The sequence below is a fragment of the Rhizobium sp. P2_G9 genome, from assembly GCF_056403475.1.
Genome location: NZ_JBFUFK010000023.1, coordinates 64,476 through 87,779 on the forward strand (window position 1 = coordinate 64,476; position 23,304 = coordinate 87,779).

The 23,304-nt window shown below is 60.6% G+C and carries 20 protein-coding genes and 1 tRNA gene; 11 read left to right on the top strand and 10 right to left on the bottom strand.

From position 1 onward, the window contains the following. Nucleotides 1-2: 2 nt before the first annotated feature. From nagZ to AC1DYF_RS19800, 4 genes are all read right to left on the bottom strand, one after another. Nucleotides 3-1,022: a beta-N-acetylhexosaminidase gene (gene nagZ, locus AC1DYF_RS19785; protein WP_477878469.1), complete on the bottom strand. Its 1,020-nt coding sequence runs from the start codon at nt 1,020-1,022 to the stop codon at nt 3-5. Between the two features lie 375 nt (nt 1,023-1,397). Next, entirely contained in the window at nt 1,398-5,279 is a 3,882-nt protein-coding gene (locus tag AC1DYF_RS19790) for an SPOR domain-containing protein (protein ID WP_477878470.1), read from the bottom strand. 64 nt (nt 5,280-5,343) lie between these two features. Continuing rightward, complete coding sequence (argS, locus tag AC1DYF_RS19795) at nt 5,344-7,104, bottom strand: arginine--tRNA ligase (RefSeq protein ID WP_477878471.1); 1,761 nt, start codon at nt 7,102-7,104, stop codon at nt 5,344-5,346. A gap of 88 nt (nt 7,105-7,192) precedes the next feature. Further along, complete coding sequence (locus AC1DYF_RS19800) at nt 7,193-8,410, bottom strand: deoxyguanosinetriphosphate triphosphohydrolase (protein WP_477878472.1); 1,218 nt, start codon at nt 8,408-8,410, stop codon at nt 7,193-7,195. Between the two features lie 152 nt (nt 8,411-8,562). On the opposite strand from AC1DYF_RS19800, the gene erpA reads away from it, so the two are divergent. From erpA to xth, 3 genes are all read left to right on the top strand, one after another. Beyond that, nucleotides 8,563-8,892 carry an iron-sulfur cluster insertion protein ErpA gene (gene erpA, locus AC1DYF_RS19805; RefSeq protein WP_477878473.1) on the top strand — a complete coding sequence of 110 codons (330 nt, stop codon included), beginning with the start codon at nt 8,563-8,565 and terminating at the stop codon, nt 8,890-8,892. A 302-nt stretch (nt 8,893-9,194) separates the two neighbouring features. Beyond that, on the top strand, nt 9,195-10,664 hold the full coding sequence (locus AC1DYF_RS19810) for a calcium-binding protein (RefSeq protein ID WP_477878474.1): 1,470 nt from the start codon (nt 9,195-9,197) through the stop codon (nt 10,662-10,664). A gap of 104 nt (nt 10,665-10,768) precedes the next feature. Beyond that, complete coding sequence (gene xth / locus AC1DYF_RS19815; RefSeq protein WP_477878509.1) at nt 10,769-11,560, top strand: exodeoxyribonuclease III; 792 nt, start codon at nt 10,769-10,771, stop codon at nt 11,558-11,560. An 18-nt stretch (nt 11,561-11,578) separates the two neighbouring features. On the opposite strand, the gene AC1DYF_RS19820 is transcribed toward xth, so the two are convergent. The 3 genes from AC1DYF_RS19820 to AC1DYF_RS19830 all read right to left on the bottom strand — a co-directional run bounded on the left by AC1DYF_RS19820 (nt 11,579) and on the right by AC1DYF_RS19830 (nt 13,798). After that, a complete protein-coding gene (locus AC1DYF_RS19820) occupies nt 11,579-12,823 on the bottom strand; it encodes a zinc metalloprotease (protein ID WP_477878475.1) in 1,245 nt (414 codons plus the stop codon). 139 nt (nt 12,824-12,962) lie between these two features. Beyond that, nucleotides 12,963-13,607, bottom strand: a complete 645-nt coding sequence (locus AC1DYF_RS19825; protein ID WP_477878476.1) for a hypothetical protein — start codon at nt 13,605-13,607, stop codon at nt 12,963-12,965. 106 nt (nt 13,608-13,713) lie between these two features. Continuing rightward, nucleotides 13,714-13,798: transfer RNA gene (locus AC1DYF_RS19830), tRNA-Leu, on the bottom strand. A 191-nt stretch (nt 13,799-13,989) separates the two neighbouring features. On the opposite strand from AC1DYF_RS19830, the gene lipB reads away from it, so the two are divergent. From lipB to purB, 5 genes are all read left to right on the top strand, one after another. Continuing rightward, complete coding sequence (lipB, locus tag AC1DYF_RS19835) at nt 13,990-14,706, top strand: lipoyl(octanoyl) transferase LipB (RefSeq protein ID WP_477878510.1); 717 nt, start codon at nt 13,990-13,992, stop codon at nt 14,704-14,706. Between the two features lie 61 nt (nt 14,707-14,767). Then, on the top strand, nt 14,768-15,445 hold the full coding sequence (rpe, locus tag AC1DYF_RS19840; protein WP_477878477.1) for a ribulose-phosphate 3-epimerase: 678 nt from the start codon (nt 14,768-14,770) through the stop codon (nt 15,443-15,445). Nucleotides 15,446-15,663: 218 nt separating this feature from the next. After that, nucleotides 15,664-16,398 (top strand): DUF2259 domain-containing protein, encoded by a 735-nt coding sequence (locus tag AC1DYF_RS19845; protein ID WP_477878478.1) that lies wholly within the window; start codon nt 15,664-15,666, stop codon nt 16,396-16,398. Beyond that, nucleotides 16,395-16,937 (top strand): hypothetical protein, encoded by a 543-nt coding sequence (locus AC1DYF_RS19850; RefSeq protein WP_477878479.1) that lies wholly within the window; start codon nt 16,395-16,397, stop codon nt 16,935-16,937. The genes AC1DYF_RS19845 and AC1DYF_RS19850 overlap by 4 nt, the downstream gene beginning before the upstream one ends. 59 nt (nt 16,938-16,996) lie before the next feature. Further along, nucleotides 16,997-18,298, top strand: a complete 1,302-nt coding sequence (purB, locus tag AC1DYF_RS19855; protein WP_477878480.1) for an adenylosuccinate lyase — start codon at nt 16,997-16,999, stop codon at nt 18,296-18,298. 51 nt (nt 18,299-18,349) lie between these two features. Here purB and AC1DYF_RS19860 read toward each other — a convergent pair whose 3' ends face one another. Both AC1DYF_RS19860 and AC1DYF_RS19865 read right to left on the bottom strand, forming a co-directional pair. Continuing rightward, on the bottom strand, nt 18,350-19,153 hold the full coding sequence (locus tag AC1DYF_RS19860; protein ID WP_477878481.1) for a DUF2189 domain-containing protein: 804 nt from the start codon (nt 19,151-19,153) through the stop codon (nt 18,350-18,352). A gap of 100 nt (nt 19,154-19,253) precedes the next feature. Next, the gene (locus tag AC1DYF_RS19865; protein ID WP_477878482.1) at nt 19,254-20,882 is read right to left on the bottom strand and encodes a long-chain-fatty-acid--CoA ligase; all 1,629 of its coding nucleotides are present in this window, start codon (nt 20,880-20,882) and stop codon (nt 19,254-19,256) included. A 124-nt stretch (nt 20,883-21,006) separates the two neighbouring features. Here AC1DYF_RS19865 and AC1DYF_RS19870 point away from each other — a divergent pair, with 124 nt between their 5' ends. Continuing rightward, nucleotides 21,007-21,585: an RBBP9/YdeN family alpha/beta hydrolase gene (locus AC1DYF_RS19870; RefSeq protein ID WP_477878483.1), complete on the top strand. Its 579-nt coding sequence runs from the start codon at nt 21,007-21,009 to the stop codon at nt 21,583-21,585. A 47-nt stretch (nt 21,586-21,632) separates the two neighbouring features. Here the strand turns inward: AC1DYF_RS19870 and AC1DYF_RS19875 are convergent, their stop codons facing one another. Continuing rightward, complete coding sequence (locus AC1DYF_RS19875; RefSeq protein WP_477878484.1) at nt 21,633-21,947, bottom strand: DUF1476 domain-containing protein; 315 nt, start codon at nt 21,945-21,947, stop codon at nt 21,633-21,635. 234 nt (nt 21,948-22,181) lie between these two features. Between AC1DYF_RS19875 and purC the strand changes: the two genes are divergently transcribed. Further along, the gene (purC, locus tag AC1DYF_RS19880; protein ID WP_477878485.1) at nt 22,182-22,955 is read left to right on the top strand and encodes a phosphoribosylaminoimidazolesuccinocarboxamide synthase; all 774 of its coding nucleotides are present in this window, start codon (nt 22,182-22,184) and stop codon (nt 22,953-22,955) included. Between the two features lie 100 nt (nt 22,956-23,055). Then, entirely contained in the window at nt 23,056-23,298 is a 243-nt protein-coding gene (gene purS, locus AC1DYF_RS19885) for a phosphoribosylformylglycinamidine synthase subunit PurS (RefSeq protein ID WP_477878486.1), read from the top strand. The last annotated feature ends 6 nt before the right edge of the window (nt 23,299-23,304 follow it).

The window sequence follows — 23,304 nt, forward strand, 5'->3', positions numbered from 1 at the left end:
CCTCAGACCGAAGGTAGCAGCGAATTGAACTCGCTTCGCACCGCCGCTTCATCGAGCCTGTCTGCCTGAGCGAACGCTGCCTCGACGCGGCGTGCTCTTTCCAGCGCCTTGCCCGCAAGCGGCTTGGCTTCCGCCACCACCTCAAGCATTTCCTCCATCTGGCCGTTGCAGTGAAGGACAATGTCGCAACCATTGGCAGCGATAGCGCGCGCCCTCTCCCTCAACGTGCCTGAAAGCGCGTTCATCGAGGAATCATCCGAGATCAACAGGCCGTCGAAGCCGATCTCGCTGCGGATGATGTCACGGATGACAATCTCGGACGTGGTGGCAGGAAAATCCGGGTCGATCGCGGTGTAAACGACATGTGCCGTCATGCCCATCAGCTCACCGGCAAAGGCCTTGAATGGCGCAAAGTCATGCGCGCGAAGTTCGTCGATCGGCGTATCGACCACAGGCAGCGCATGGTGGGAGTCGGCAAACCCGCGGCCATGGCCCGGCATATGCTTCATCACAGGCAGCATGCCGCCAGCCTTCAGGCCCTCTGCCGCGGCACGTCCCATCTCGGAGACAATCACCGGATTCTTGCCGTAAGCGCGGCTGCCGATCACGTCGCTGGCGCCTTCCACCGGCACGTCCAGAACCGGCAGGCAATCGACGTTGAAACCGAGCTTTGTCAGATCGAAGGCATGCAGCCGCGACATCAGCCAGGCGGCGCGCAGGCCCCTGTCGCGATCCTCTCGATAGATGGCGCCGAGATCGGCGCCGGAAGGATAGCGCGGGCAGATCGGCTCGCGGATGCGCTGCACGCGCCCGCCTTCCTGATCGATCAGGACAGGCGCATTGCGGCCACCGACAGTGTCGCGTAGCGAGGCGATCAGATCCTTGATCTGCTGCGGCTCGGGCGACAGATTGCGGGCGAAGAGGATGAAGCCCCAGGGCTGCTGGTCGCGGTAAAGCGCGCGCTCCTCGGCAGTAAGTTCGAGGCCGCCCACTCCCAAAATGACTGCTTGTGATTCGCTCATGAGACCGATGATAGAAAGAATGATCGAAAAGACGAGAATGGCACGGCTTGCGCCAACAGAAAAGGCGGGACCGATCGGCCCCGCCTTAGAGCCTTTCGTCACTAAAGGGAAGCATTCTGTTGGCTCAAACGGAGTCGGATATCAGGCCGGCGGGGGCGCGTCGTGGCCAACCCTACGGCCAAGCCGGCCGGCCTGATAGGCGACCCGTTTCAGCCAACCCGAAGGGCCGCGCATGTTTCCACCAGGAAAAGAGCGATCGCCTCGGCTGTACGTTTGGGTACGACCTCGACGATCGCTCTTTTCCTGACGAAAACATGCTCCGGCAGAATGCTTCCATTTAGCGACGAAAGGCTCTCACATGTCAAATGGCGTTCGTCACTTGGAGACGAGACAGCTGCCGCCGGCGGCCTTGTAGCGGCTGCAGAGTTCGGTGGCTTCCTGCTTCGTGCCGGCGATGACGCGAACACGGTAATAAGTACCCTTGTTCTTGATCGCTGCCTTGCGGATGTCGACATTATGGCCGCCGAGGACGCTGGCGAAGCGCGCCGAGAGTTTGGTGAAGGATTTCTGCGCCTCTGCCTCGGAGGGCAGCGAGGCGATCTGGATCACATAGGCCCCGGCCGGCGTCGCAGTCTGCGCCGGCTGATTGCTGGCCTGATCGGCGCTCGCCACTTCCTGGTTCTTGACATTGCCCTGCTCGGTCACGCGGCCGACAATGTCGACCGGCTGATCGACCGGGCGGTTCGCTGGAATGGGCGTCTTGCTCAGCGTCGCGGTCTTGACCTTGGTCGGCTGCACCCCATCGTCCGATTGTGTCGTATCGGTTGCTGCGGCCGGTTGATCGGCGGTCTTTTCCGTTGCGGTGTCTGTCGCAGCTGACGTGTCGGCCGGCTTGGCATCAGTCGCCGTGGTCGCCGTATCGACGGTCTTGTCCGCCGTGTCATCCGATGGCGTCGCGGCAGCAAGGTCCTGTGTCTTCACCGGCACGGTGTCCGGCTTGGCATCAGACGTGTTGTCCGTGGCTGTCACCGGCTGATCCGTCACGGTCGCGGCCTGGTCCGTGGTCGTTGAAGCCGCCTGGTCGGTGGTCGTCGCGGTCTTGTCCGCCGCCGTCGACGTCTGGTCGGTCGGGGTCGCGGACTGATCGGTCGCCGTGGCCTGATCCTGCGCCGGTTGGTCCGCGGTCTTGGCGGTATCCGTCGCCGTCGGCTGGTCCACCGTTACCGGCGTCTTGGCATCCGTGTTCTGTGTCGACGTGACGGTAGCGTCGGCCGGTTGCTTCGCCTGCGGGACAAAGGACTTGTCGGCATTGGCCTGGTTGATCTGCTTGGCGATGTCGTCATTGGCCGTCAGACGCTCCGGCACATCCTCGGCCGAAGCCGGAGTCATATTGAGCGAACGGTCCTGCGATTGCTCGGCGGGCGTCTTGTCCTTGGCGGTGACAGGTTCCTCGTCGCGCGGCACCAGCGTGCCGTCCGAGCGCACGACCATGGTCCGCACCTTGCGCGGCGAGACGCTGTCGTTGGCCTGGTCGGTGCTGACATTCTTGTCCTGCTGGTCCGGCAGGAGGCGCGGATCCATGGTGTCGTTGGTGTCGGTGGCGGACGCCTGATCGTCATCCAGCGGCAGTGCTTCCGGCATCAGCGTCTTCTGGACGACATCGACAGGCTCTTCGTTGGAGGTGACCAGGCGATCCTGCTTGGTGAGTTCCTTGGCCTCGCCGGAGACGCGGTCATAGACCGCCTTGTCCTGGTTCGGCACGATCTGGCCGCCACGTTCCTTCGGCTCCACCTTCACCGGGTCTTTGTCGGCCAGGATGATCTTCGGTTCGCCCGAACTCGCCAGCAACCGGCCGCTATGGCCCCAATAGGCATAGACACCCGCACCGCCGATCAGCACGAGGCCCGCCACGGATGCGGCGAGGACGAGAATGCGGCGTCCGGTCGAGCCTTCGCGCCGGCCGGTTTCGTAGGCGGCAGGCGTGAGCGCGACGCGATCCGGCGTGCTGGTTGCCCGGTTCTCCGACAGTGAGCGGCGGAAATCCTCTTCCAAAGCCCGTTCGAACTCATCGAGATCGGTTGCCGACAGTTGAGGGACCGGCTGAGCCGGTTGGCTGGCTTTTGCTGTGGAAGCAGCGGCACGTTCTGTCGGACGGGCGAAGATATGCGCCATTTCGGCATCGATATCGATGTCATAGTCCGGCTCGGACGGCACCGGCTGCTCGTCATGAGCGGCGGCCGGGGTCTCCGGCACATCCATTTCCGAGATTGCCTGGACCGGGTCCTCCTCGCTCGAAATCTGCGAGGGATCGAATGGCAAGGACGAATAGTCCTCGACGGCCTTTGGCTGCGGCTCGAAACGCCGCTCGGACGACACCGGCTGTTTTGCAGGGACGGCGACATCGGCTATAGCCGCAAGCGCTGCTTCGCTGGCCGTCACGTGATCCTCATGCAGCGCTGGCGCCACAGAGCTTTCGACTTCCATTTCGAGCATGTCGAGCTCGATTTCCGTCAGGTCAAGCTCGAAGGCGGCCTCGTCGAAGACCTCGTGGTCATCGTCACCGACATGACGGTTCGACGCAGCCTTGGCAGCCGGCTCGATGGATCCGGCAACAGGTTCGGCCGCTTTGACAACGGGCTCGACGATCGTCGCCGGCTCTGCAATCCTTGCAACAGTCTCGAGGCGGGGCGCGATGACTGCGTTTTCGACATCAGCCGCGGTGATCGACGGCTGAATCAGCGACATCGCCTCCGATGTCGGGGCCATATCGACAGCCGTCTCTGCCGGGATTTCAGCACGTGCAATATTTGCCTTCGGCTCCATCGTCGACGGGACAGTCAGGTTTGCTGCGGGCGCAGCCACCTGCCCCGCATCCGTCCGCCATGCGGCTTCGGCCTGCACTATCGGCTTCTGGACCTGAGCTACGGGTGCGATCTCTTGGGCCTGGGAAGCAGAAACAGCCTTGGCGATCACCGCCGGCTGGACCGGGAAGCGTTCGACATCGGCAAGCAATTCGTCAAGATCGATATCGGACTGCTCGGTTGGCTGGCGCGCCATTTCGACTGTCGGCTGGCGCTCGGATCGCGGCAAAACTTTGCTTTCCACAACCGGATCCAAGGGCTGCAAGACGGTTGCAACGGCCGGCATGACAGGCTCGGCGGCAACGAAATCGTCGACAGCTTCATAAACGGCCGGTTCGGCATCGATGTCGAGGAGCATCGGCTGCGGCTCGGCCGCATTGTCGGAGGTCGCTGCCGCTTCGGTTGCGATTTCATCATCCCAACGTTCGCGGGCGGTCGACCCGACCTCGAACAGCGCCGGCTCTTCTGCGCCTTCGTCGACTGACAGAGATGCAAGGGGCGTCTCTTCACGGGCAAAAATCGAAGCCTTGGTCTCGTGCCAGCGGTCGGGATCGACCTCTGCCTCCATGGCGTCGAGCGCCGGCAGATCGAGAGCCGGTTCCGCAGCGACAAAGGGTTCGATGGCGACGACTGGTTCAAGGGGCGCGGCCGGCTGGGCCGCGGCCACAGTTTCCTCGGCAAACTCGTCACGGTAGGCGCGATATCGCTGATCCTCTTCGCGGCGGCCTTCGACGAATTCCGGCTCGACTCGGGCGGGCGTGGCAGCGACTGCGAGAGGTGCCGGCTTCCATTCGGGCTCGACGGCAGGCGCTTGCACCGGGACTTGGACCAGCGGTGCGGGAATTGCTGCCGCATTCGGCGCGCGGCGCGCATCGAAAGCGGCGAACTCCTTGAGGATTTCGTCTTCGAGATCGAAAACCGGATGCGAGACCGGACGGATCGGTTCGGTCGGACCGACGAAAGATGGCTGCGACACGGCACGCAGTTCCGGAACCGCCAGACGAACCGGCACTTGCGGCTCGACGGTCAGGATAGGCGCTGCGGCGGGCCCTTCGTCGCCAAACACTGTTTGGCTATCATAGGTGCCGTCATCTTGGAGCGCCTGCGCATCAAAAGCCGTCTCGGCGTCGAAGAGGCGCGGCTCGGGGGCAACTGCCGGTGCGGCCTGGACTTCGGGGGCGACCGCCGAAGCGGCCGGCTCCTCATATTGTTCGAATTCCTTGAGAAGCTCGTCCTCAAGGTTGAATTCCGGCTCGCGGCGGGCGCTGAACGGTTTTGGACGCGTCTCGCCCTGTGGTTCGAAACTTGCGATTCGCGCAAGAGCCGCCAGCGGATCGTCGTCCGCAAACAGATTGTCATCGGCATCCTGCTTCAGCGAAAGCTGTTTATCTGCCATTCTCACCACTCAAAAAACGCGCCCGGAGCTTACCTGCCAGAGCATTGTGGGGAAATGGTGACAGCTATCGCATTTCTTCCGGAGCCGACGTTCCGGTTATTGACAAACCGGATTTCAGCACTGCAGCGACAGCACGCACCAGTCCAAGCCTGGCCATCGTTAATTCTCGGTTCTTATCGTTAACAAAACGTAAGTCCGAATTGTCATTGCCTTTAGACCAGAGACTGTGGAACGCGTTCGCAAGGTCATAGAGGTAATATGCTATCCGATGCGGCTCCATTGCCCCGGCCGCTGATTCGATCACCCGCGGGTATTCTGCCAGTTTTGCGACAATCTGCAAATCATTGGGATTATCGATCAATTTTTCGGCATAGGAGGCGAGCGTAGCATCCGTCGTATCGATGTCCGGAAATGTTTCCATCGCCTTACGGAAGGCGGAGCAGGTGCGGGCATACGCGTACTGCACGTAGAAGACCGGATTGTCGTTGGACTGCTCCGTCACCTTGGCGAAATCGAAATCCAACGGCTCCAAATTCTTGCGGTAGAGCATCATGAAGCGGACCGCGTCCGAACCGACTTCGTCAACCACTTCACGGAGCGTGACGAAATTGCCCGAGCGCTTCGACATCTTCACCGGTTCGCCGTCGCGGTAGAGTTTCACCAACTGACAAAGCAGCACCGTCAGCTTGGCTGCCCCCCCGGAAACCGCCCGCGCCACCGCTTCCAGGCGCTTGACATAGCCGCCGTGGTCGGCGCCGAGCACATAGATCATATCGGTGAAGCCACGATCGTACTTGTCCTTGAAATAAGCAACGTCGGCGGCGAAATAGGTGTAGCTGCCGTCCGATTTGATCAGCGGACGGTCGATGTCGTCGCCGACTTCGGTCGAGCGGAAAAGGACCTGCTCGCGATCCTCCCAATCCTCAGGCACTTGGCCCTTGGGCGGCGGCAACGTGCCACGATAGACATGGCCCTTGTAGGTCAGGTCGTTGATGGCCGAGAGAATCGGCCCACCATTGCCGGCGTGCAGGGTGCGCTCGGAGAAGAAGACGTCATGATGGACGTTGAGCGCGGCGAGGTCCTGGCGGATCATCTCCATCATCGCATCGATGGTACGATCCTTGACGATCGGCAACCAATCGGCTTCGGTCATGCCGCGCAATTTTGTGCCGAATTCCGCTTTCAGCGCTTCGCCGACCGGAACGAGATAGTCGCCTGGATAAAGACCTTCCGGGATCTCGCCGATGTTTTCGCCCAGCACCTCGCGATAGCGCAGGAAGGCCGAGCGGGCGAGCACGTCGACCTGCGAGCCGGCGTCGTTGATGTAATATTCCTTGATGACGCCGTAGCCCGCGACTTCCAGCAGATTGGCCAGCGCGTCGCCGACCACGGCGCCACGGCAATGGCCGACATGCATCGGACCGGTCGGATTGGCCGACACATATTCGACATTGACCTTGTGGCCGGCGCCCATGTTGGAACGGCCGAAGCCGCCGCCCAGCCGGATGATGCGGCCGAGGAAGCGCTGCCAGTAGACGCCGGCGAGCCGGATATTGATGAAGCCCGGGCCTGCGACGCTGACCTCGGCGATATCCGTATCGGTCTGCAGGTATTTGATGATCTCGTCGGCGAGCGCGCGGGGTGCCATGCCCATCTGCTTGGAGAGCACCATGGCGGCATTGGTGGCGAGATCGCCGTGGGCGGGATCGCGCGGGGGCTCGACCACGACACGGCTCAGGTCCGCGTCTTCACGCTTGTCGGCGGGGATCACCTTGTCGCTCAGGATCGCCTTGATACGGCTTTCGAATTCCGCAAAGAGGTTCATTGCATATTCCTTCCGGTGGCCGGACTTTTTCCTTCCGGTGACCGAATTTGGGCCGGTCGCTCGGGATCTGTCGGGAGTCGGCGGCTGCCTATCGCAAATCCGGGGTATGGTCAAACAGGCGTCGGTGGGCGGCGATCGCATAAGTATCGGTCATGCCGGCGAGATAATCGCCGACATGACGCGCCTTGACGTGTTCGGGCATATTGCGGATCGTGTCGTACCAGTAATGGCTCTGCATCTGCTCGGGATCGGCCATGAAGGCATGGTAGAGATCGGTGACGATCTCAGCTGCCCCGGCCCTGATCCGCATGATATCCGGATGGCGATAGATATGGCGGAAGAGCAATTGCTTGATCTGCCGATCGGTCTCGGCAAAGGCCTCCGAGAAGGTGATGAAGGTGATGTCGGCCCTGCGGATATCCTCGACCGTTTCAGGATGGACATCGCGCAGGTTACGCTGCGCCACACCGATCACGTCCTCGACCATGCGGGTGATCTGGCGGCGCATGATTTCGTGGGTGAAGCGGCTGGCCTCCAACCCAGGATAACGATCCTGCACTTCCTTCATCAGGCCCGAAAGGAAAGGCACCTCTTCCAGCATCTCGAAGGTCAGGTAGCCGGAGCGCAGACCGTCATCGATGTCGTGCGTGTTATAGGCGATGTCATCGGCAATCGCGGCGCATTGCGCCTCGAGACTCGCATAGCTGTCGAGTTCCAGATCGTGGATCGCGGTATAGTCGAGGATCGGCTGCGGCACCGGGCCACGCGTGCCGTTGCCATCTTTGTCGAGCAGCGGGCCGTTGTGCTTGACGAGGCCTTCAAGGCTCTCCCATGTGAGGTTCAGGCCGTCGAATTCGGCATAGCGGCGCTCCAGCTTGGTGACGATTCTGAGCGACTGAGCATTGTGGTCGAAGCCGCCATAGGGTTCGAGCACGGCATGCAGCGCATCCTCGCCGGTATGGCCGAAGGGGGTGTGGCCGAAATCATGCACCAGTGCCACGCCCTCGGCGAGGTCCTCGTCGATCTTCAGCGCCCGGGCGAGCGCGCGCGCGATCTGCGCCACCTCGATCGTGTGTGTCAGCCGGGTGCGATAATGGTCGCCGTCGTGGGCGATAAACACCTGGGTCTTATGCTTCAGACGGCGGAAGGCGGTCGTGTGGATAATGCGGTCGCGGTCGCGCTGGAAATCGGAGCGGGTCGGGCTCGATGACTCCGGATAGAGCCGACCGCGCGTCTTCCACGGGTCGGACGCGTAGCTTGCCAGCGCGTTCGTCCCGAACCCCAATGCCTGCCTATCAATCTCCATGCAAAATCAATCCACCATTGACGCGAACTTCAGGTCTTCATACCTATAGTGCTGCGCCAATAAAAGCATGACGTTCTACGCGCCATGATTTTTCGCGTGCTATTAAGGCACTTGCCGTCGGACCTTGAACCCGATTGGAAAGGACAGAAGTGATGACAACCTCGATTTCGCTCACCGAAGCGGCTGCCCGGCGCATCGCCGCCATCGTCGCCAAGGACGGCAAGAATACCGCACTGCGCGTCTCCGTCGAGGGCGGCGGCTGTTCCGGCTTTTCCTACAAGTTCAACCTGGTCGACGACCGCGCCGACGACGACATCGTCGTCGAGAAGAACAATGCGCGGGTGCTGATCGACTCGATGTCGGTCGTCTACATGGACGGCTCCGAGATCGATTTCGTCGATAATCTGATGGGCCAGTCGTTTCAGATAAAGAATCCGAATGCCATCGCAAGCTGCGGATGCGGCACGAGTTTTGCCATCTGAACATCAACCTGCGGCGACAGGTCGCAGTGACAGCTGGCCGAATCTCGTCGCTGCCGGCTGCGGGAAAGCATTGTTCGACAGCCTGCGATGAATTATAATTCTGCTTGGGACAAGCTGATGATGATCAGGGCGGGCTAACAGGGTCCGCCTTAGCGTGTGTCCTTTCGCATGATTTTCTGCCAGCAGACAACGATGCGCCAGACCGAGCGCAGCGTTCTTGACATGTCGACAATGTCCGCATGCTGCGGCGGCATGGCTACGGCCAGCCCTGACGTCGCCCAATCAAGCTTGGGAGGACAGTCATGACAATTCTGACTTACGATTTCAGCAAGTCCTATCGTGGCGTGACGCACACGCAGGAATACTACCAAGGGCTCGCGCCGCAATTGTTCGGGAGTGGCGTCGGCTATAACGGCTACGCCCTCGCTCACTATGTGCACACCGCGGTACTGCACCATCCCGATGTCAATCACACGACAGAGACGATTGACGATCGCCCCGTTTTCCATCTCGAAAAGACGGTTGCCGAAGACTTGAGCATCCCCACCGCGCTGGTTCTGGCTCTTTCACCGACCAGTCACTACTACGATTTGTGGCAGCATCTGCCCGGCAATCCGAACGAGATGTCTTTACGTGTTTCAGCCGATGTCTCCCCACCGCCAAAGTGGAGCGACTATATGAAAACCGACTATTATGGGAACAATGAAACCGATTCCGGCTACGGCGCGGATCTGCAGAAATACCTGATCGCCCTCCTCGGCTGGGAAGCCGGCGACGGGTGGCTGACCTCGAACGGCGCGGACGTTCCTAGAACGGACGCAGCACTCAGAGAAGGCACCCAGACGCTGGGGAAAATTCATGCCGACAGCGCTCTCGATCCCAATTCGTTCCTCGACATTGCCGACGTCCAGGCGGTCGTAAAAGGCAGTCAGCATGACGATACTCTGGAAGGCGGCAAGCTCGACGACAAACTTTACGGCAACGATGGCAAAGATTCCCTCAGTGGCAAAGATGGGAAAGACTACCTTGACGGTGGATCGGGAGACGATGACGTTGTTGGCGGTGGTGGAAACGATCGCGTGCTCGGCAGTGCCGGCAAGGATGTGCTTGATGGCAATACAGGAGATGATCGCCTACAGGGCGGCGACGACGACGATAAGCTTTTTGGCAATGACGGAAAGGATCGCCTCCAAGGTGGAAACGGTGACGACGTTCTTTATGGCATGAATGACGAAGATAACCTTGCGGGCAACGATGGCATGGACCGCCTTGATGGTGGCAAAGGGAATGACAATCTTCAGGGTGGGAATGATGCTGACCAGCTTGCCGGCGACCAGGGCGACGATGAGCTCGACGGTGGTAATGGCAACGACAAACTTAGGGGTGAAGGAGGTCTCGACACGTTGCGCGGCGGCGCCGGCAATGATCGCCTTGAGGGAGGAACGAGTTCCGACGATCTCTTCGGCGGCGCGGGCGCCGACCAGTTCGTGTTCACGGACCGCGACAACATCGACGACATCGAGGACTTCGCGCATGGCGACAAGATCGTTCTCTCCAAAGCTGCTTTCGAAAACATCGGCAAGATAGACGCCGATACTTTCCATGCCGGTCCCCATGCGGACGACGCGGGCAATCGCATCATCTACTGGCACCATGTCCTCTATTACGACGCCGATGGCACGAAGGACGGAGACCAGGGCTTCCAACAAGTCGCTTTCGCACGGGTCGTGAATGGCGCAGCGCTGAGCCATTCCGATTTCCTCCTTGAATGACAGCAGTCGAGACGCTAGGCCTTTACCTCTGAAAACAATTGATGGATCGGACCAGGCTGAACCGCTCGGCTCAGAAATCCGGACCAGTATCGACGGTGCAGGCCATGAAGATCGCCACCTGGAATATCAACGGCGTCCGCGCCAGGATCGAAAACCTCACCGCCTGGCTAAAAGAATCCGATCCTGACGTGGTCTGCCTGCAGGAGATAAAAACCCAGGACGAGACTTTCCCGCGCGAGGAAATCGAAGCGCTCGGCTATCACGTCGAGACGCATGGCCAGAAGGGTTTCAACGGCGTCGCCATCCTGTCGAAGCTCAAGCCCGACGAGGTGATGCGCCGCCTGCCCGGCGACGATACCGACGAGCATGCCCGGTTCATCGAGGCGGTGTTTTCGGTCGAGACCGGCGTGGTGCGCGTCGCCAGCATTTACCTGCCGAACGGCAATCCGGCCGACGATCCCGTTAAATATCCCTATAAGCTCAACTGGATGGCGCGGCTCGAAGCTTACGCGAGAGAGCGGCTCGAACTGGAGGAGCCGCTGGTGCTCGCCGGGGACTACAACGTCATTCCCGAGCCGCATGATTGCTGGGATCCCAAGGTGTGGGAGAGTGACGCGCTCTTCCTGCCGCAGACACGTTCCGCCTTTCGCCGAATCGAGAATCTCGGCCTGACGGACGCCGTGCGCGCTTCCACTGACGGCGTGCCGGTCTATACGTTCTGGGATTACCAGGCGGGCGCCTGGCAGAAGAATTTCGGCATTCGCATCGATCATCTGCTCTTGTCGCCGGAGGCAGCCGACCGGCTGGTCTCGACGACGATCGAAAAATATGTTCGCAGCTGGGAAAAGCCCTCCGACCATGTGCCGGTGGCCGGCTATTTCAATTTCGAAGCTTAATGCGGCACCGCATCCGACCTACCTGAACAGGTGGTCGCAGGCATAGATCAGGCCATAAGCATGGATCGCCAGTACGGCATAATAGCCGAGGCCGGCATGCAGTCGTTCGCTGACGCTCATCTCGTCCAGCGCCTCACGAGGCTTGAACGTGTTGTTGCTGACCATGCTCATCAGCGCCATGACGGCCAGCCCGCCGAGCATCGCGTCGAGCGGCACCCCGATGCGATAACCGGTCCAGAGAATGCCAGCCGTCACCAGAAAGGTCGCGCCAAGCAGTCCGTCCTGAGTCGGAAAAACCTGCCGAAGCACCTGGCCGCCGTCGAAGCGCGACATCGGCAGGAGGTTGAGCAGGTTGAAGGCGCAAAGGACCAGCATGAAGATCAGCATCGGGCCGGCCGCGGCTCCAAGGCCGACATGGGCTGCCACCAGGATCGGCACCAGCAGCGCGGAGAAACCCGCCCCCATCAACGCACAAACGGCAACCTCGAACAAGCTGTTATACGGACGCCCGCCGATGGCGATGCCGCCCAGCATCGGGATGAAGATCATCCGGACACGTTTGTGGCCGAAGGTGCGGTAGGCCACCATATGGCCGAGCTCGTGCAGCGCAATGACAATGGTCAGCGTGGTCGACAGCATCAGGCCCCATGGGCTCAGGCCAAAGAACGGCCAGAGCATCAGGGTCGAGAGGATGGCCAGCATGATCTGGGTCAGCGGATGCTCGAACATGCCGCCGCGTGAGGCCGTGCCGGTGCGCAGGCAACTATCGAGCTGGTTCAATTCACGGCGAATCATGAAGAAGCGGAACAGGAACATGGCCAGGCCGCGATAGCGATCGGTCTGCTCGACGATCAGTTCGGCGCCGCCGGCTGCCGGCGCCACCACGCGCCGCTCATGAAAATTCGCCCAGACGGATGGGTCGAGCGCGCTGTCCTCGACCACGCGCGCATCATAGGCATGGGCACCGGCCAATTCGCTCGTGTCGAGTGCGAGCGTGCGGCGGATCGGCTGGCCGCGGCGGTCGGAATGGACGAAGCGTTGAACCACCTGCCCCTCCTCGGGCGCTGGCTCGCTCGACAGGACGGCCGGCGACCAGGATGCATCGCGGCCAAGCGGATAGACCATGTTCCAGATGCGCTCGGGATTGGCGCTGAACACGCGTCGCATGCGGATGGTCCTGAAGCCAAGCGGTGCGGCCAGAAGCAGCCAAAGCAGGCCGAGATTGACGATCAGCAGCAGGAGTGCAGGAGCAGATAGTGTCATGAACTGGAACCGGAGCTGTTGCCGATCCCTCAACATTAGCGAGCCGTCATTAACAAGCCGCGCCGGAAATCGCGCGATATTTAAGCAATCCGGGAATGACATTCGAATTGAAAAATATCAATTTCGAGCAAGATCAATGTCATGCAACAGAGGAATGAACGACCGGATTGTAACCCGCGCGGAACACACCGACATATGGTCTGGGCGTCAACACGGTCACGCGCGCCCCGGATTTTGCCTGCAGCGCGTCACTATAGCCAGACTGGCTCCAGCGCATGAGCCTGCCTCGCCACGCAAGCCGCGGCACATCAGGGGTATCCGCAAAGGTCACCATGACGCCATCGGGAAGGTCGCCAAGCTCAGCCTCAAAGGTCTTCTTGGCGTGTTTTTCACCTTCCCGCGCAGTATGAACCGCTTTGTCGATCTCCGCGGCCGGCACGAAATGGTCGAGCTCCAACCCGTTCGCTTCGTTCCAGAAACGCTTGAACCGCTGGAAATCCCGATAGCGGCATTGGGCACAGGGCCGATGACCAGCCGAAAAGGCAGTCGCTTCGTCAAGGAAGAACAGCGGATAATAAGTGCCCCTGCGATCGAATTCGATTCGCCCGCCCCGCTTCGGCGTCAGTGTGCAGCAGATCCAGGCTTTCACCGCCCAGGGACGCTTGCCGAGATTGCCATCGTGCGCATGAATATCGCCGCGATTGCCGAGAAACATGCCCTTGGCGGACGTCGCATCGAGGGCACCGAAGGGCGAGACGCGGTTTTGGCGTGGATGAGGGATCATCGCGTTGCTTCCTACCTGGAGGGCTGGGATTAGCAGGTATGGCGGCCACTTTTCGGCAGTGTCCGACGCGCGAACATAAAAAAACCCGGCCGAAGCCGGGTGTTTTTGGTGCGGTCGAGAAGACTCGAACTTCCACGGGTTGCCCCACAGCGACCTCAACGCTGCGCGTCTACCAATTCCGCCACGACCGCATCGTGGTAGGCCGGTTGGTGCCGGCGGCGCAGCATTTAGCAAAAGGATTCCCGGCACACAAGAGCGGCCCTAAATATTTTTGTCGCAATTTCCGTGAGGCGGGATTTGCCGCTGGCTGCCATCGGCTTTAGCCTTGCGGAGTCGGCGGTTTTTCTCCACATAGAGGCAAAGACAGCAAATAATGACCGCCATGGATCGCGCCTCCCTGATAATTCCCATGCATGCCAGCGCCGGCTCGCCGCCGATCCGCTGGCGGATTTCCGATGGGGTCGTGCCTTATGACGAGGCCGTGCGGCGGATGGAAGAGGAAGTGGCGAAGATTGCCGCCGGCGAAGCCGACGAGCTTATCTGGCTTGTCGAACACCCGCCGCTCTATACCGCAGGCACCAGCGCCGATTCGAAGGACCTGTTGTCCCCGGACCGATTCCCCGTATTCCAGACCGGGCGTGGCGGCGAATATACCTATCACGGCCCCGGCCAGCGCGTCGTCTACCTGATGCTCGACCTCAAGCGACGGAAGCAGGATGTACGGGCCTTTGTCTCGGCGCTCGAAGATGTGGTGATCGGTACGCTCGCCGATATGAATATCCGGGGCGAGCGGCGTGAGGATCGTGTCGGCGTCTGGGTGCAAAGGCCGGAGCGCGCTGCCCTGCCGGACGGCACGCAGGCCGAGGACAAGATTGCCGCGATCGGCATCCGGCTGCGCAAGTGGGTGAGTTTTCACGGCTTCTCACTGAATGTCGATCCGGAGCTCGATCATTTCTCCGGCATCGTGCCCTGCGGCATCTCGCAATATGGCGTCACCAGCCTGGTCGATCTCGGGCAGTTGGTGATGATGAGCGATGTCGACACGCTGATCCGCGCCAATGTCGAACGTGTGTTCGGGCCGGTGCGGGCTGACATGTAAACGCGATTGCCCGGTCTCTCGGGCGATGCTATTGCCTCGGCAAATCCCGGGAGATTTTTTGATGACCAGGCCGATCCGCATAGCGCCCTCGATCCTTGCTGCCAATTTCGCCAAGCTTGGCCAGGAGGTCACGGATGTGGTCGCTGCCGGCGCCGACTGGATCCATCTCGACATCATGGACGGGCATTTTGTGCCGAATATTTCCTTCGGTCCTGATGTGATCAAGGCGCTTCGCCCTCTGACCGACGTGACTTTCGACTGCCATCTGATGATTTCGCCGGCCGATGCCTATCTCGAAGCTTTCGCCAAGGCAGGCGCCGACATCATCACCGTGCACGCAGAAGCCGGCGTACATCTCGACCGTTCGCTGCAGGCGATCCGCAATCTCGGCAAGAAGGCCGGTGTGGCGATCAATCCGGCGACCCCGGAAAGCGCCATCGAATATGTGCTCGACCATGTCGACCTCATCCTGACGATGAGCGTCAATCCCGGCTTTGGTGGTCAGAAATATGTCGAGGCGGTGACCGACAAGATCCGCAGTATCCACCAGATGATCGGCGATCGGCCGATCGAACTCGAAGTCGATGGCGGTATTGCCGCCGACACCGTGCATGTGCCGGCAAGCGCCGGTACGAATGTGTTTGTCGCGGGGTCGTCGATTTATAAGGGCGATGGAGTTGATGGGTATCGCGCCAATATCAATGCCATTCGGCAGGCGGCGGAGATGGGGCGGGGATGAAGCGCTTTCGTTTTGCTTCGCGGTTTACCCCCCTCTGGCCTGCCGGCCATCTCCCCCTCAAGGGGGGAGATTGGCTAGAGGCACACTCCTCGCACATAAATCACCGTAGCGTTCCAGGCACTCGGCTTACATACGATAGCCAACCTGTGAATGTGGCAAGGCAGTGCCCCATCCAATCTCCCCCCTTGAGGGGGAGATGCCCGGCAGGGCAGAGGGGGGTGAGCGGCTGGCTCAGTGCGCTCGCATTTGCCGCGATAGTGTCCTTCAGCGCCACCCCCGCCTTTGCCGGCGATACCGCTTCGCTCAACGTCCTCGGCTATTCACCCGACGGCAAAGTGTTTGCTTTCGAGGAATACGGCGTGCTGGACGGCTCCGGCGGAGCCTATTCCAACATCTATTTCATCGATACCGCGGCCGACAAATTCCTGCCGGGAACGCCGATCAAGCTGCAGGAAAAGGATGAAGGCGGCGATTCCATCGCCACGGTTCGCGCTCAAACGCACAACAAGGCGGAGGCGCTGATCAGCCAATACAAGCTGGTCGACGATCCCGGCGTCATGGTCGCCTATAATCCGATTTCCGAAGCGTCCAGCGATCCGCTCAAAGTGCGCTACTACGAATATATTTCCTCGCCGCCGCGCAGCCAGACGGACACGCTGGAGCTCAAGCCGAGGGAATTTCCGCCAAGCACCGATTGCCTCAACATGACCGGCAACTATACCGGCTTCACGCTGACGCTGACGGAATATCAGGGGGCTTCGACCAATGTCGTCGTCCACGAGGACAAGCAGGTGCCGAAGAGCCGCCGCTGCGCCAATGGCTACCGGATCGGCGCGGTGATCACCAGCGAGGGTCGTGGGCCGCAAATGGCCATGATCCTGGTCGACATGTTCGGTTTCGAGGGCAACGACCAGCGCTGGCTGGCGGTACCGGTCAATCCGGACGGCAAATGACAACGGCGGTGGAGGCGACGCCGACATCCTCGTCCGGACTGTTGTCCCGGCTCGGGCGGCGATTGCACGGCGCCATCCCCTCACCTGCCACGGTGCTGTTCGGATCCGCCGCATGGGGCCTGGCGATGGCGCTTTCGGCCGTGATCGGACTTTATTGGCGTGAGGAACTGATCCTTCTCTCGAAGCTGGCAGTGATCTCGATGTTCTTCTACGGGGCAGCGGTCGGCTTTGCGCCGGGGCTCTGGCTGGCCGAACTGGTCTGTGGCAAAGCAGGCCAGGTTACACGTTTCATTGTCGGCACGATCATCCTGGGACTTGCGACACAGACCGCCACCGCTACCATTTTCGCGCTGCAGTACCGGGTCTTCTATGCCTATTGGCATGCGCCGTTCCTCACCGTCGTCTGGTGCTACCAACAAGTCTTCACCACAGCAAGCGCGGTTTATCAGTTCACGGTCGACAGCGAATATGTCTATGTCCCGCTTGCTCCGCTCGCCCTTCTGCTGCTGGGAGTCTGGTTTGCGCGGCGGACGCATTGAGATTGCCGGCAGCATTTGTTAGAGGGGCGCCTTAAGCGTCACGGAAGGACACTGCCCTCATGATCCCTCGCTATTCCCGCCCCGACATGGTCGCCATCTGGTCGCCGGAGACCAGGTTCCGCATCTGGTTCGAGATCGAGGCGCATGCCTGTTTCGCGCTCGCTGAGATCGGTGTGATCCCGAAGGAAGCCGCGCAGAACATCTGGGAAAAGGGCAGTGCCGCCACCTTCAACGTCGCCCGCATCGACGAGATCGAGGCGGTCACCAAGCATGATGTCATCGCCTTCCTCACCCACCTTGCCGAATTCATCGGCCCCGATAGCCGCTTCGTGCATCAGGGCATGACTTCGTCGGATGTGCTCGACACCTGCTTCAATGTCCAGCTGGCGCGCGCCAGCGACATCCTGCTGGCCGATCTCGACAAGCTGCTCGACGCGCTGAAGCGCCGCGCCTTCGAGCATAAGGATACGGTCACCATCGGCCGCAGTCACGGCATCCATGCCGAGCCGACGACCTTCGGCGTCAAACTGGCGCTCGCTTATGCCGAATTTGAGCGTGCACGGGCGCGGCTGGTGGCTGCGCGCGAAGAAATCGCCACCTGCGCCATTTCCGGCGCCGTCGGCACCTTCGCCAATATCGATCCGCGCGTCGAGGAGCATGTCGCCAAGGCACTCGGCTTGCTGCCGGAGCCGGTGTCGACGCAGGTGATTCCGCGCGACCGGCATGCCATGTTCTTTGCTACGCTGGGTGTCATAGCCTCCTCGATCGAGCGGCTGGCGACGGAAATCCGCCACCTGCAGCGCACCGAAGTGCTGGAGGCGGAGGAATATTTCTCGCCCGGCCAGAAGGGTTCCTCGGCGATGCCGCACAAGCGCAACCCGGTGCTGACGGAGAATCTGACAGGCCTTGCCCGCATGGTCCGCTCTTTCTCGATTCCCGCCATGGAGAATGTGGCGCTCTGGCATGAGCGCGACATCTCGCATTCCTCTGTCGAGCGGATGATCGGGCCGGATGCAACGATCACGCTTGATTTCGCTCTGGCGCGGCTGACCGGCGTGATCGACAAGCTGCTGGTCTATCCCGAGAACATGATGAAGAACCTCAACAAGTTCCGCGGACTGGTGCATTCGCAGCGCGTGCTTCTGGCGCTAACCCAGGCCGGCGTGTCGCGCGAGGATGCCTATCGGCTGGTGCAGCGCAATGCGATGAAGGTCTGGGAGGAAGGCAAGGATTTCCTCGAAGAACTGCTGGCGGACAAGGAGGTTCGGGCGGCTCTGTCGGAAGCGGACATCCGCGAGAAATTCGACCTTGGCTATCACACCAAGCATGTCGACACGATCTTCAAGCGGGTATTTGGCTGACCGGCCCATCCAGACCGGCCAGTTGTCTGCTTATCTCAGGCGGACCGTCCGTTATAGCGCGGCCGGCCCAACCAGCTTGCGATAGAGGTGCCAGGTGGAATGACCGAGCACCGGCAGCACGACAGCGAGGCCGGCGAAAACGGGGATGGAGCCGATCACCAAGAGCACCGCGACAATCAAGCCCCAGGCGAGCACGGCCACGGGATTGCGCAGAAAGGCGCGGACCGAGGTCTGCATGGCGCAGACGGCGCCGACATCACGCTCCAGCAGCAAGGGAAATGTGACGACCGAAAGTGCCAGCGTGATCAGAGCGAAGACCAGTCCCACGAGGTCGCCCCAGAACATCATCTCCCAGCCGGCCCTGGTGTAGAGAACATTGTGTATGAAGGTGCCGATCGATGCCGGTGGCATGTCGCCGAAATAGGCGTGATGGATAGTCTGCGCGACCTTCAGCCAGGCGATGAACAGCACGAAAAGCGTGGCGGCGGCGGCGAAGATGGAGAAGATCGCCGGCGAGCGCCGCACCTCCAGCGCATGCTGCCACGACGTATCGAGCCCCATCTCGCGTCGGCGGCTGATCTCATAAAGGCCGATCGCTGCGACCGGGCCAAGAAGCGCGAAGCCGGAAGCCAGCGGGAACATCAATGGCAGGAGATTGGCGCCGGCGCTCCAAACCATCAGCACAAAGCCGGCGAGAGGGTAGAGCAGGCAGAGAAAGACATAGTGAGATGGTTTTTCGCGGAAATCATTCCAGCCCAGGCGGAGCGCGTCCAGAACATCCAGGATGCCGATCTGCTCGACCTCCGGGCGGACAATCGTCCCCTCCGCATTGGCGACCACATGAAATGCACTCATGACGGAACCTCCAATCGGTTTGACTCCCGGCATGCACCGATCGTCACGCGTCATTATAGCGCATCGACCCCACTACGTCGCGCAAAAAACCCCCTCAGCACTAACAGTCGGGAAACCGATAATCCTGCATCTGCAACCTGAGTTCGGTCTTGAGGATCTTGCCGGTCGCCGTATGCGGAATGGCGTCGACGAACACCACGTCGTCGGGCGTCCACCATTTGGCACATTTGCCCTTCATGAATTCGAGGATTTCATCCTTCGACGGCTGCCTGTCCGGCTTGCGCACGATGATCAGCAACGGCCGCTCCGCCCATTTCGGATGCGAAATGCCGATCACCGCGGCCTCGGCGACATCGGGATGACCGATGGCGAGATTTTCGAGCTCGATCGAGGAAATCCATTCGCCGCCGGACTTGATGACGTCCTTGGAGCGGTCGGTGACCTGCATATAGCCTTGTACGTCGATATGGGCGACATCGCCGGTGTCGAACCATTGCTCGTCGTCGAATTGCTCCGAACTGCGGCCCTTGTAATAGGATGCCGTGACCGCAGCGCCCCTCACCTTCAGCCGGCCGAACGTTTTACCGTCATGCGGAATTTCCTTGTCATCGTCGTCGGTGATCTTCATTTCCACGGTGAAGAACGGCAAGCCCTGCTTGGCGACGATATCGAGCTTTTCTTCCGCCGACAGGCTTTTGTGCTCGGGATTCAGCTTGGAAATGCTGCCGATCGGCGACATCTCCGTCATGCCCCAGCCATGCCAGACCTCGACGCCGTATTTTTCCGCGAAGACCTGGACGACCGCTCTCGGTACCGCCGAGCCGCCGATAAGCACCCGGTCAAGGTCCGGCAGGCTGCCACCTTCCTTTTCCATATGGGCGAGCAATGCCATCCATACCGTCGGTACGGCCAGCGAGAAACTCACCCGCTCGCGCGTCAGCATCTCGTAGATCGACTTGCCGTCCAGGCCCGGGCCAGGCATGACGAGACGGGCGCCCGCCATCGGCGCCGAAAATGCCGTTGCCCAACCATTGGCGTGAAAGAACGGCACGATCGGCATGACCGTATCGGCACAGCCTATGCCGTTGACGTCGGGAGACAGCACCGCCATGGCATGCAACACGTTCGAGCGGTGGGAATAGACGACGCCCTTCGGATTGCCCGTCGTGCCCGACGTATAGCACATGCCGGCCGCGGTCCGTTCGTCGAAGTCATGCCAGGCGAAATCGCTATCGCTCTCGGCAAGCCAGTCCTCATAGCAGGCGACATTGGCGAGCGTGGTTTCGGGCATATGCGCTCGATCCGTCAGCACGACAATCTTGCGCAGTGTCGGCACCATGGGCGCGATCTTCTCCATCAGTGACACGAATGTCTTGTCGACGAACAGCAGGCTGTCTTCGGCATCGTTCATGATCCAGACAAGCTGCTCGGGAAACAAACGCGGATTGAGCGTGTGATAGACAGCGCCAATACCGGTAATGCCGTACCAGGCTTCGAGATGGCGCCAGGTGTTCCAGGCCATGGTGGCGACCCGGTCTCCGGCTTTGACGCCTTCACGCTGCAGCCGTTTGGCGAAGGCGAGCGCCCGAATCCTCGTGTCGCGATAATTGGTTCGATGAATGGGACCCTCGACGGACCGCGATACGATTTCCCGGTCGCCATGGCAGTTTGCGGCGTGATCGATCACCTTATGGCAGAGCAGCGGCCAGTCCTGCATCGTTCCAAGCATGTTTTCCTCCCCAGGCATGTTCTTGTTATACGCGGCACTCTATGCTCCGGATGCCTGCTGACAAGCGGTTTGTGTGGGCAACGTCGTTCTTGACATCGCGGCCGGTCTTGCACATTTGAGGGCTATGAAAGCATCAGAAGCAGATATTCTTTTCATTCCCGGCCACGGGAATTCCGGCGTCGATCATTGGCAGACGCGCTGGCAAACGAAACTGGCATCGGCACGGCGCGTCGAGCAGGACTCCTGGCATGAACCCGTCAGAGAGAACTGGGTGCGGACGCTCACCGATTCCATCAATGCCGCCCGCAAACCTGTCGTGCTGGTCGCACATTCGCTCGGCATCAGCACGGCACTGCATGCGCTGCCCGCATGCCCCGGCAAGGTCGCCGGCGCCTTCTTCGTCGCCCCGCCCGATCTCGCCGATCCCGGCCGGCTGCCGCCCGGGCTGGCGCCTGACCGCTTCCATTCATTCGGCCCGTATCCACGAGAGCCTCTGCCGTTCCCGTCGATGACGGTTGCGAGCCGCGACGACCCCTATGGCACCTACGAGCATGCCGGCGATATCGCCAATGCCTGGGGTTCATTCCTGGTCGATGCCGGCAATTCCGGCCATATCAATGTCGAGTCCGGTCACGGCCCCTGGCCGGAAGGAACGATGGTGTTCGCGCAATTCCTGTCGCGGCTGAAACCCATCACGGCATGAAAAAGCCGCCCCGGAGGGCGGCTCGATGAACGCGATGGCAGGCGAAATCAGCCCTGGTCGATCTGGTCGGCGGCGACGGCGAGCAATTCGATCATCTTGACGCGCACGTCGTCGGCAGTCTGCGACAGGCCGGCGGCCTGGAGGTCACCGGACACCTTGCGCACGACATCTTCTTCGCCCGCCTCTTCGAAATCGGCGACGACCACTTCCTTGGCATAAGCGTCGATATCGGACTTGCCAAGCAGCGCACCAGCCCACTGGCCGAGCAGCTTGTTGCGACGGGCAATGATCTTGAACTTCATTTCCATATCGTGAGCGTACTTGTTCTCGAATGCCTTTTCGCGGTCGCTGAGGCTCGTCATGCGGGTCTCCTTAGAAGTAAGCCTTGATTGTGGTGATGGAGCACATAAATCAAAAGCTCACGGAAAGTGCAACGCCTGTTTCCGTTCGTGACCGGAATATGACCAAACCCGGCTAAATCAGGGGATCAGGGCGATGCATCATTGTGAACCGCGATCTTTTCGGTTAAGGACCGCATGACTTGATCGCCGTGGACCGTCTTCAATCTGAGTCCGCAGCCAACATAAGAGAACGATATGAACAACCGTCGCCGCCGGATCTATGAAGGTAAGGGCAAGATCCTTTACGAAGGTCCGGAACCGGGTACGCTGGTGCAGTTCTTCAAGGACGACGCAACGGCAAACAACAAGAAGAAGCATGAGATCATCGACGGCAAGGGCGTCATCAACAACCGGATTTCCGAATTCATTTTCACCCATTTGAACCGTATCGGCATCCCGACGCATTTCATCCGCCGCCTCAACATGCGCGAGCAATTGATCCGCGAAGTTGAGATGATCCCGCTCGAAGTCGTGGTGCGCAATGTCGCCGCCGGCGAGATGGCGACCCGCCTTGGCATTGAGGAAGGCCTCGTTCTGCCGCGCTCGATCATCGAATTCTACTACAAGTCCGACCAGCTCGACGACCCGATGGTGTCGGAAGAACACATCACCGCTTTCGGCTGGGCGAGCCCACAGGAGCTTGATGACGTGATGGCGCTCGCCATCCGCATCAACGACTTCCTCACCGGCCTCTTCCTCGGCGTTGGCATCCAGCTCGTCGACTTCAAGATCGAATGCGGCCGGCTCTACGAAGGCGACATGATGCGCATCATCCTCGCCGACGAGATCTCGCCCGATTCCTGCCGGCTCTGGGATATCGAGACGCGGGAGCGGCTCGACAAGGACCGGTTCCGCAAGGACCTGGGCGGTCTGCTCGACGCCTACCAGGAAGTCGCCCGCCGGCTCGGCATCATCAACGAAAACGAGCCCATCCGCAGCGGCGGCCCGGTTCTGGTGAAATCCGACTAACGGATAAAGCTCTTTGTTTTGCGCATGTCTTTGTCCCGAAACCGGGACCACTTTACGGGAGACATGCGCGAGGCCGCATTCTGAGAATAAAGAGGGAAAGATGATCAAGGCACGCGTCGTCGTCACGCTGAAGAACGGCGTTCTGGACCCGCAGGGCAAGGCAATCGAGGGCGCACTTTCCGCCCTCGACTTCTCCGGCGTTGGTGGTGTGCGCCAGGGCAAAGTATTCGATCTCGTCATCGACCACGACGACAAGACGAAAGCCGAGACCGAACTGCAATCCATGTGCGAAAAGCTGCTCGCCAATACGGTGATCGAGAACTATACTGTTACTCTCTCGTGAGAGTGA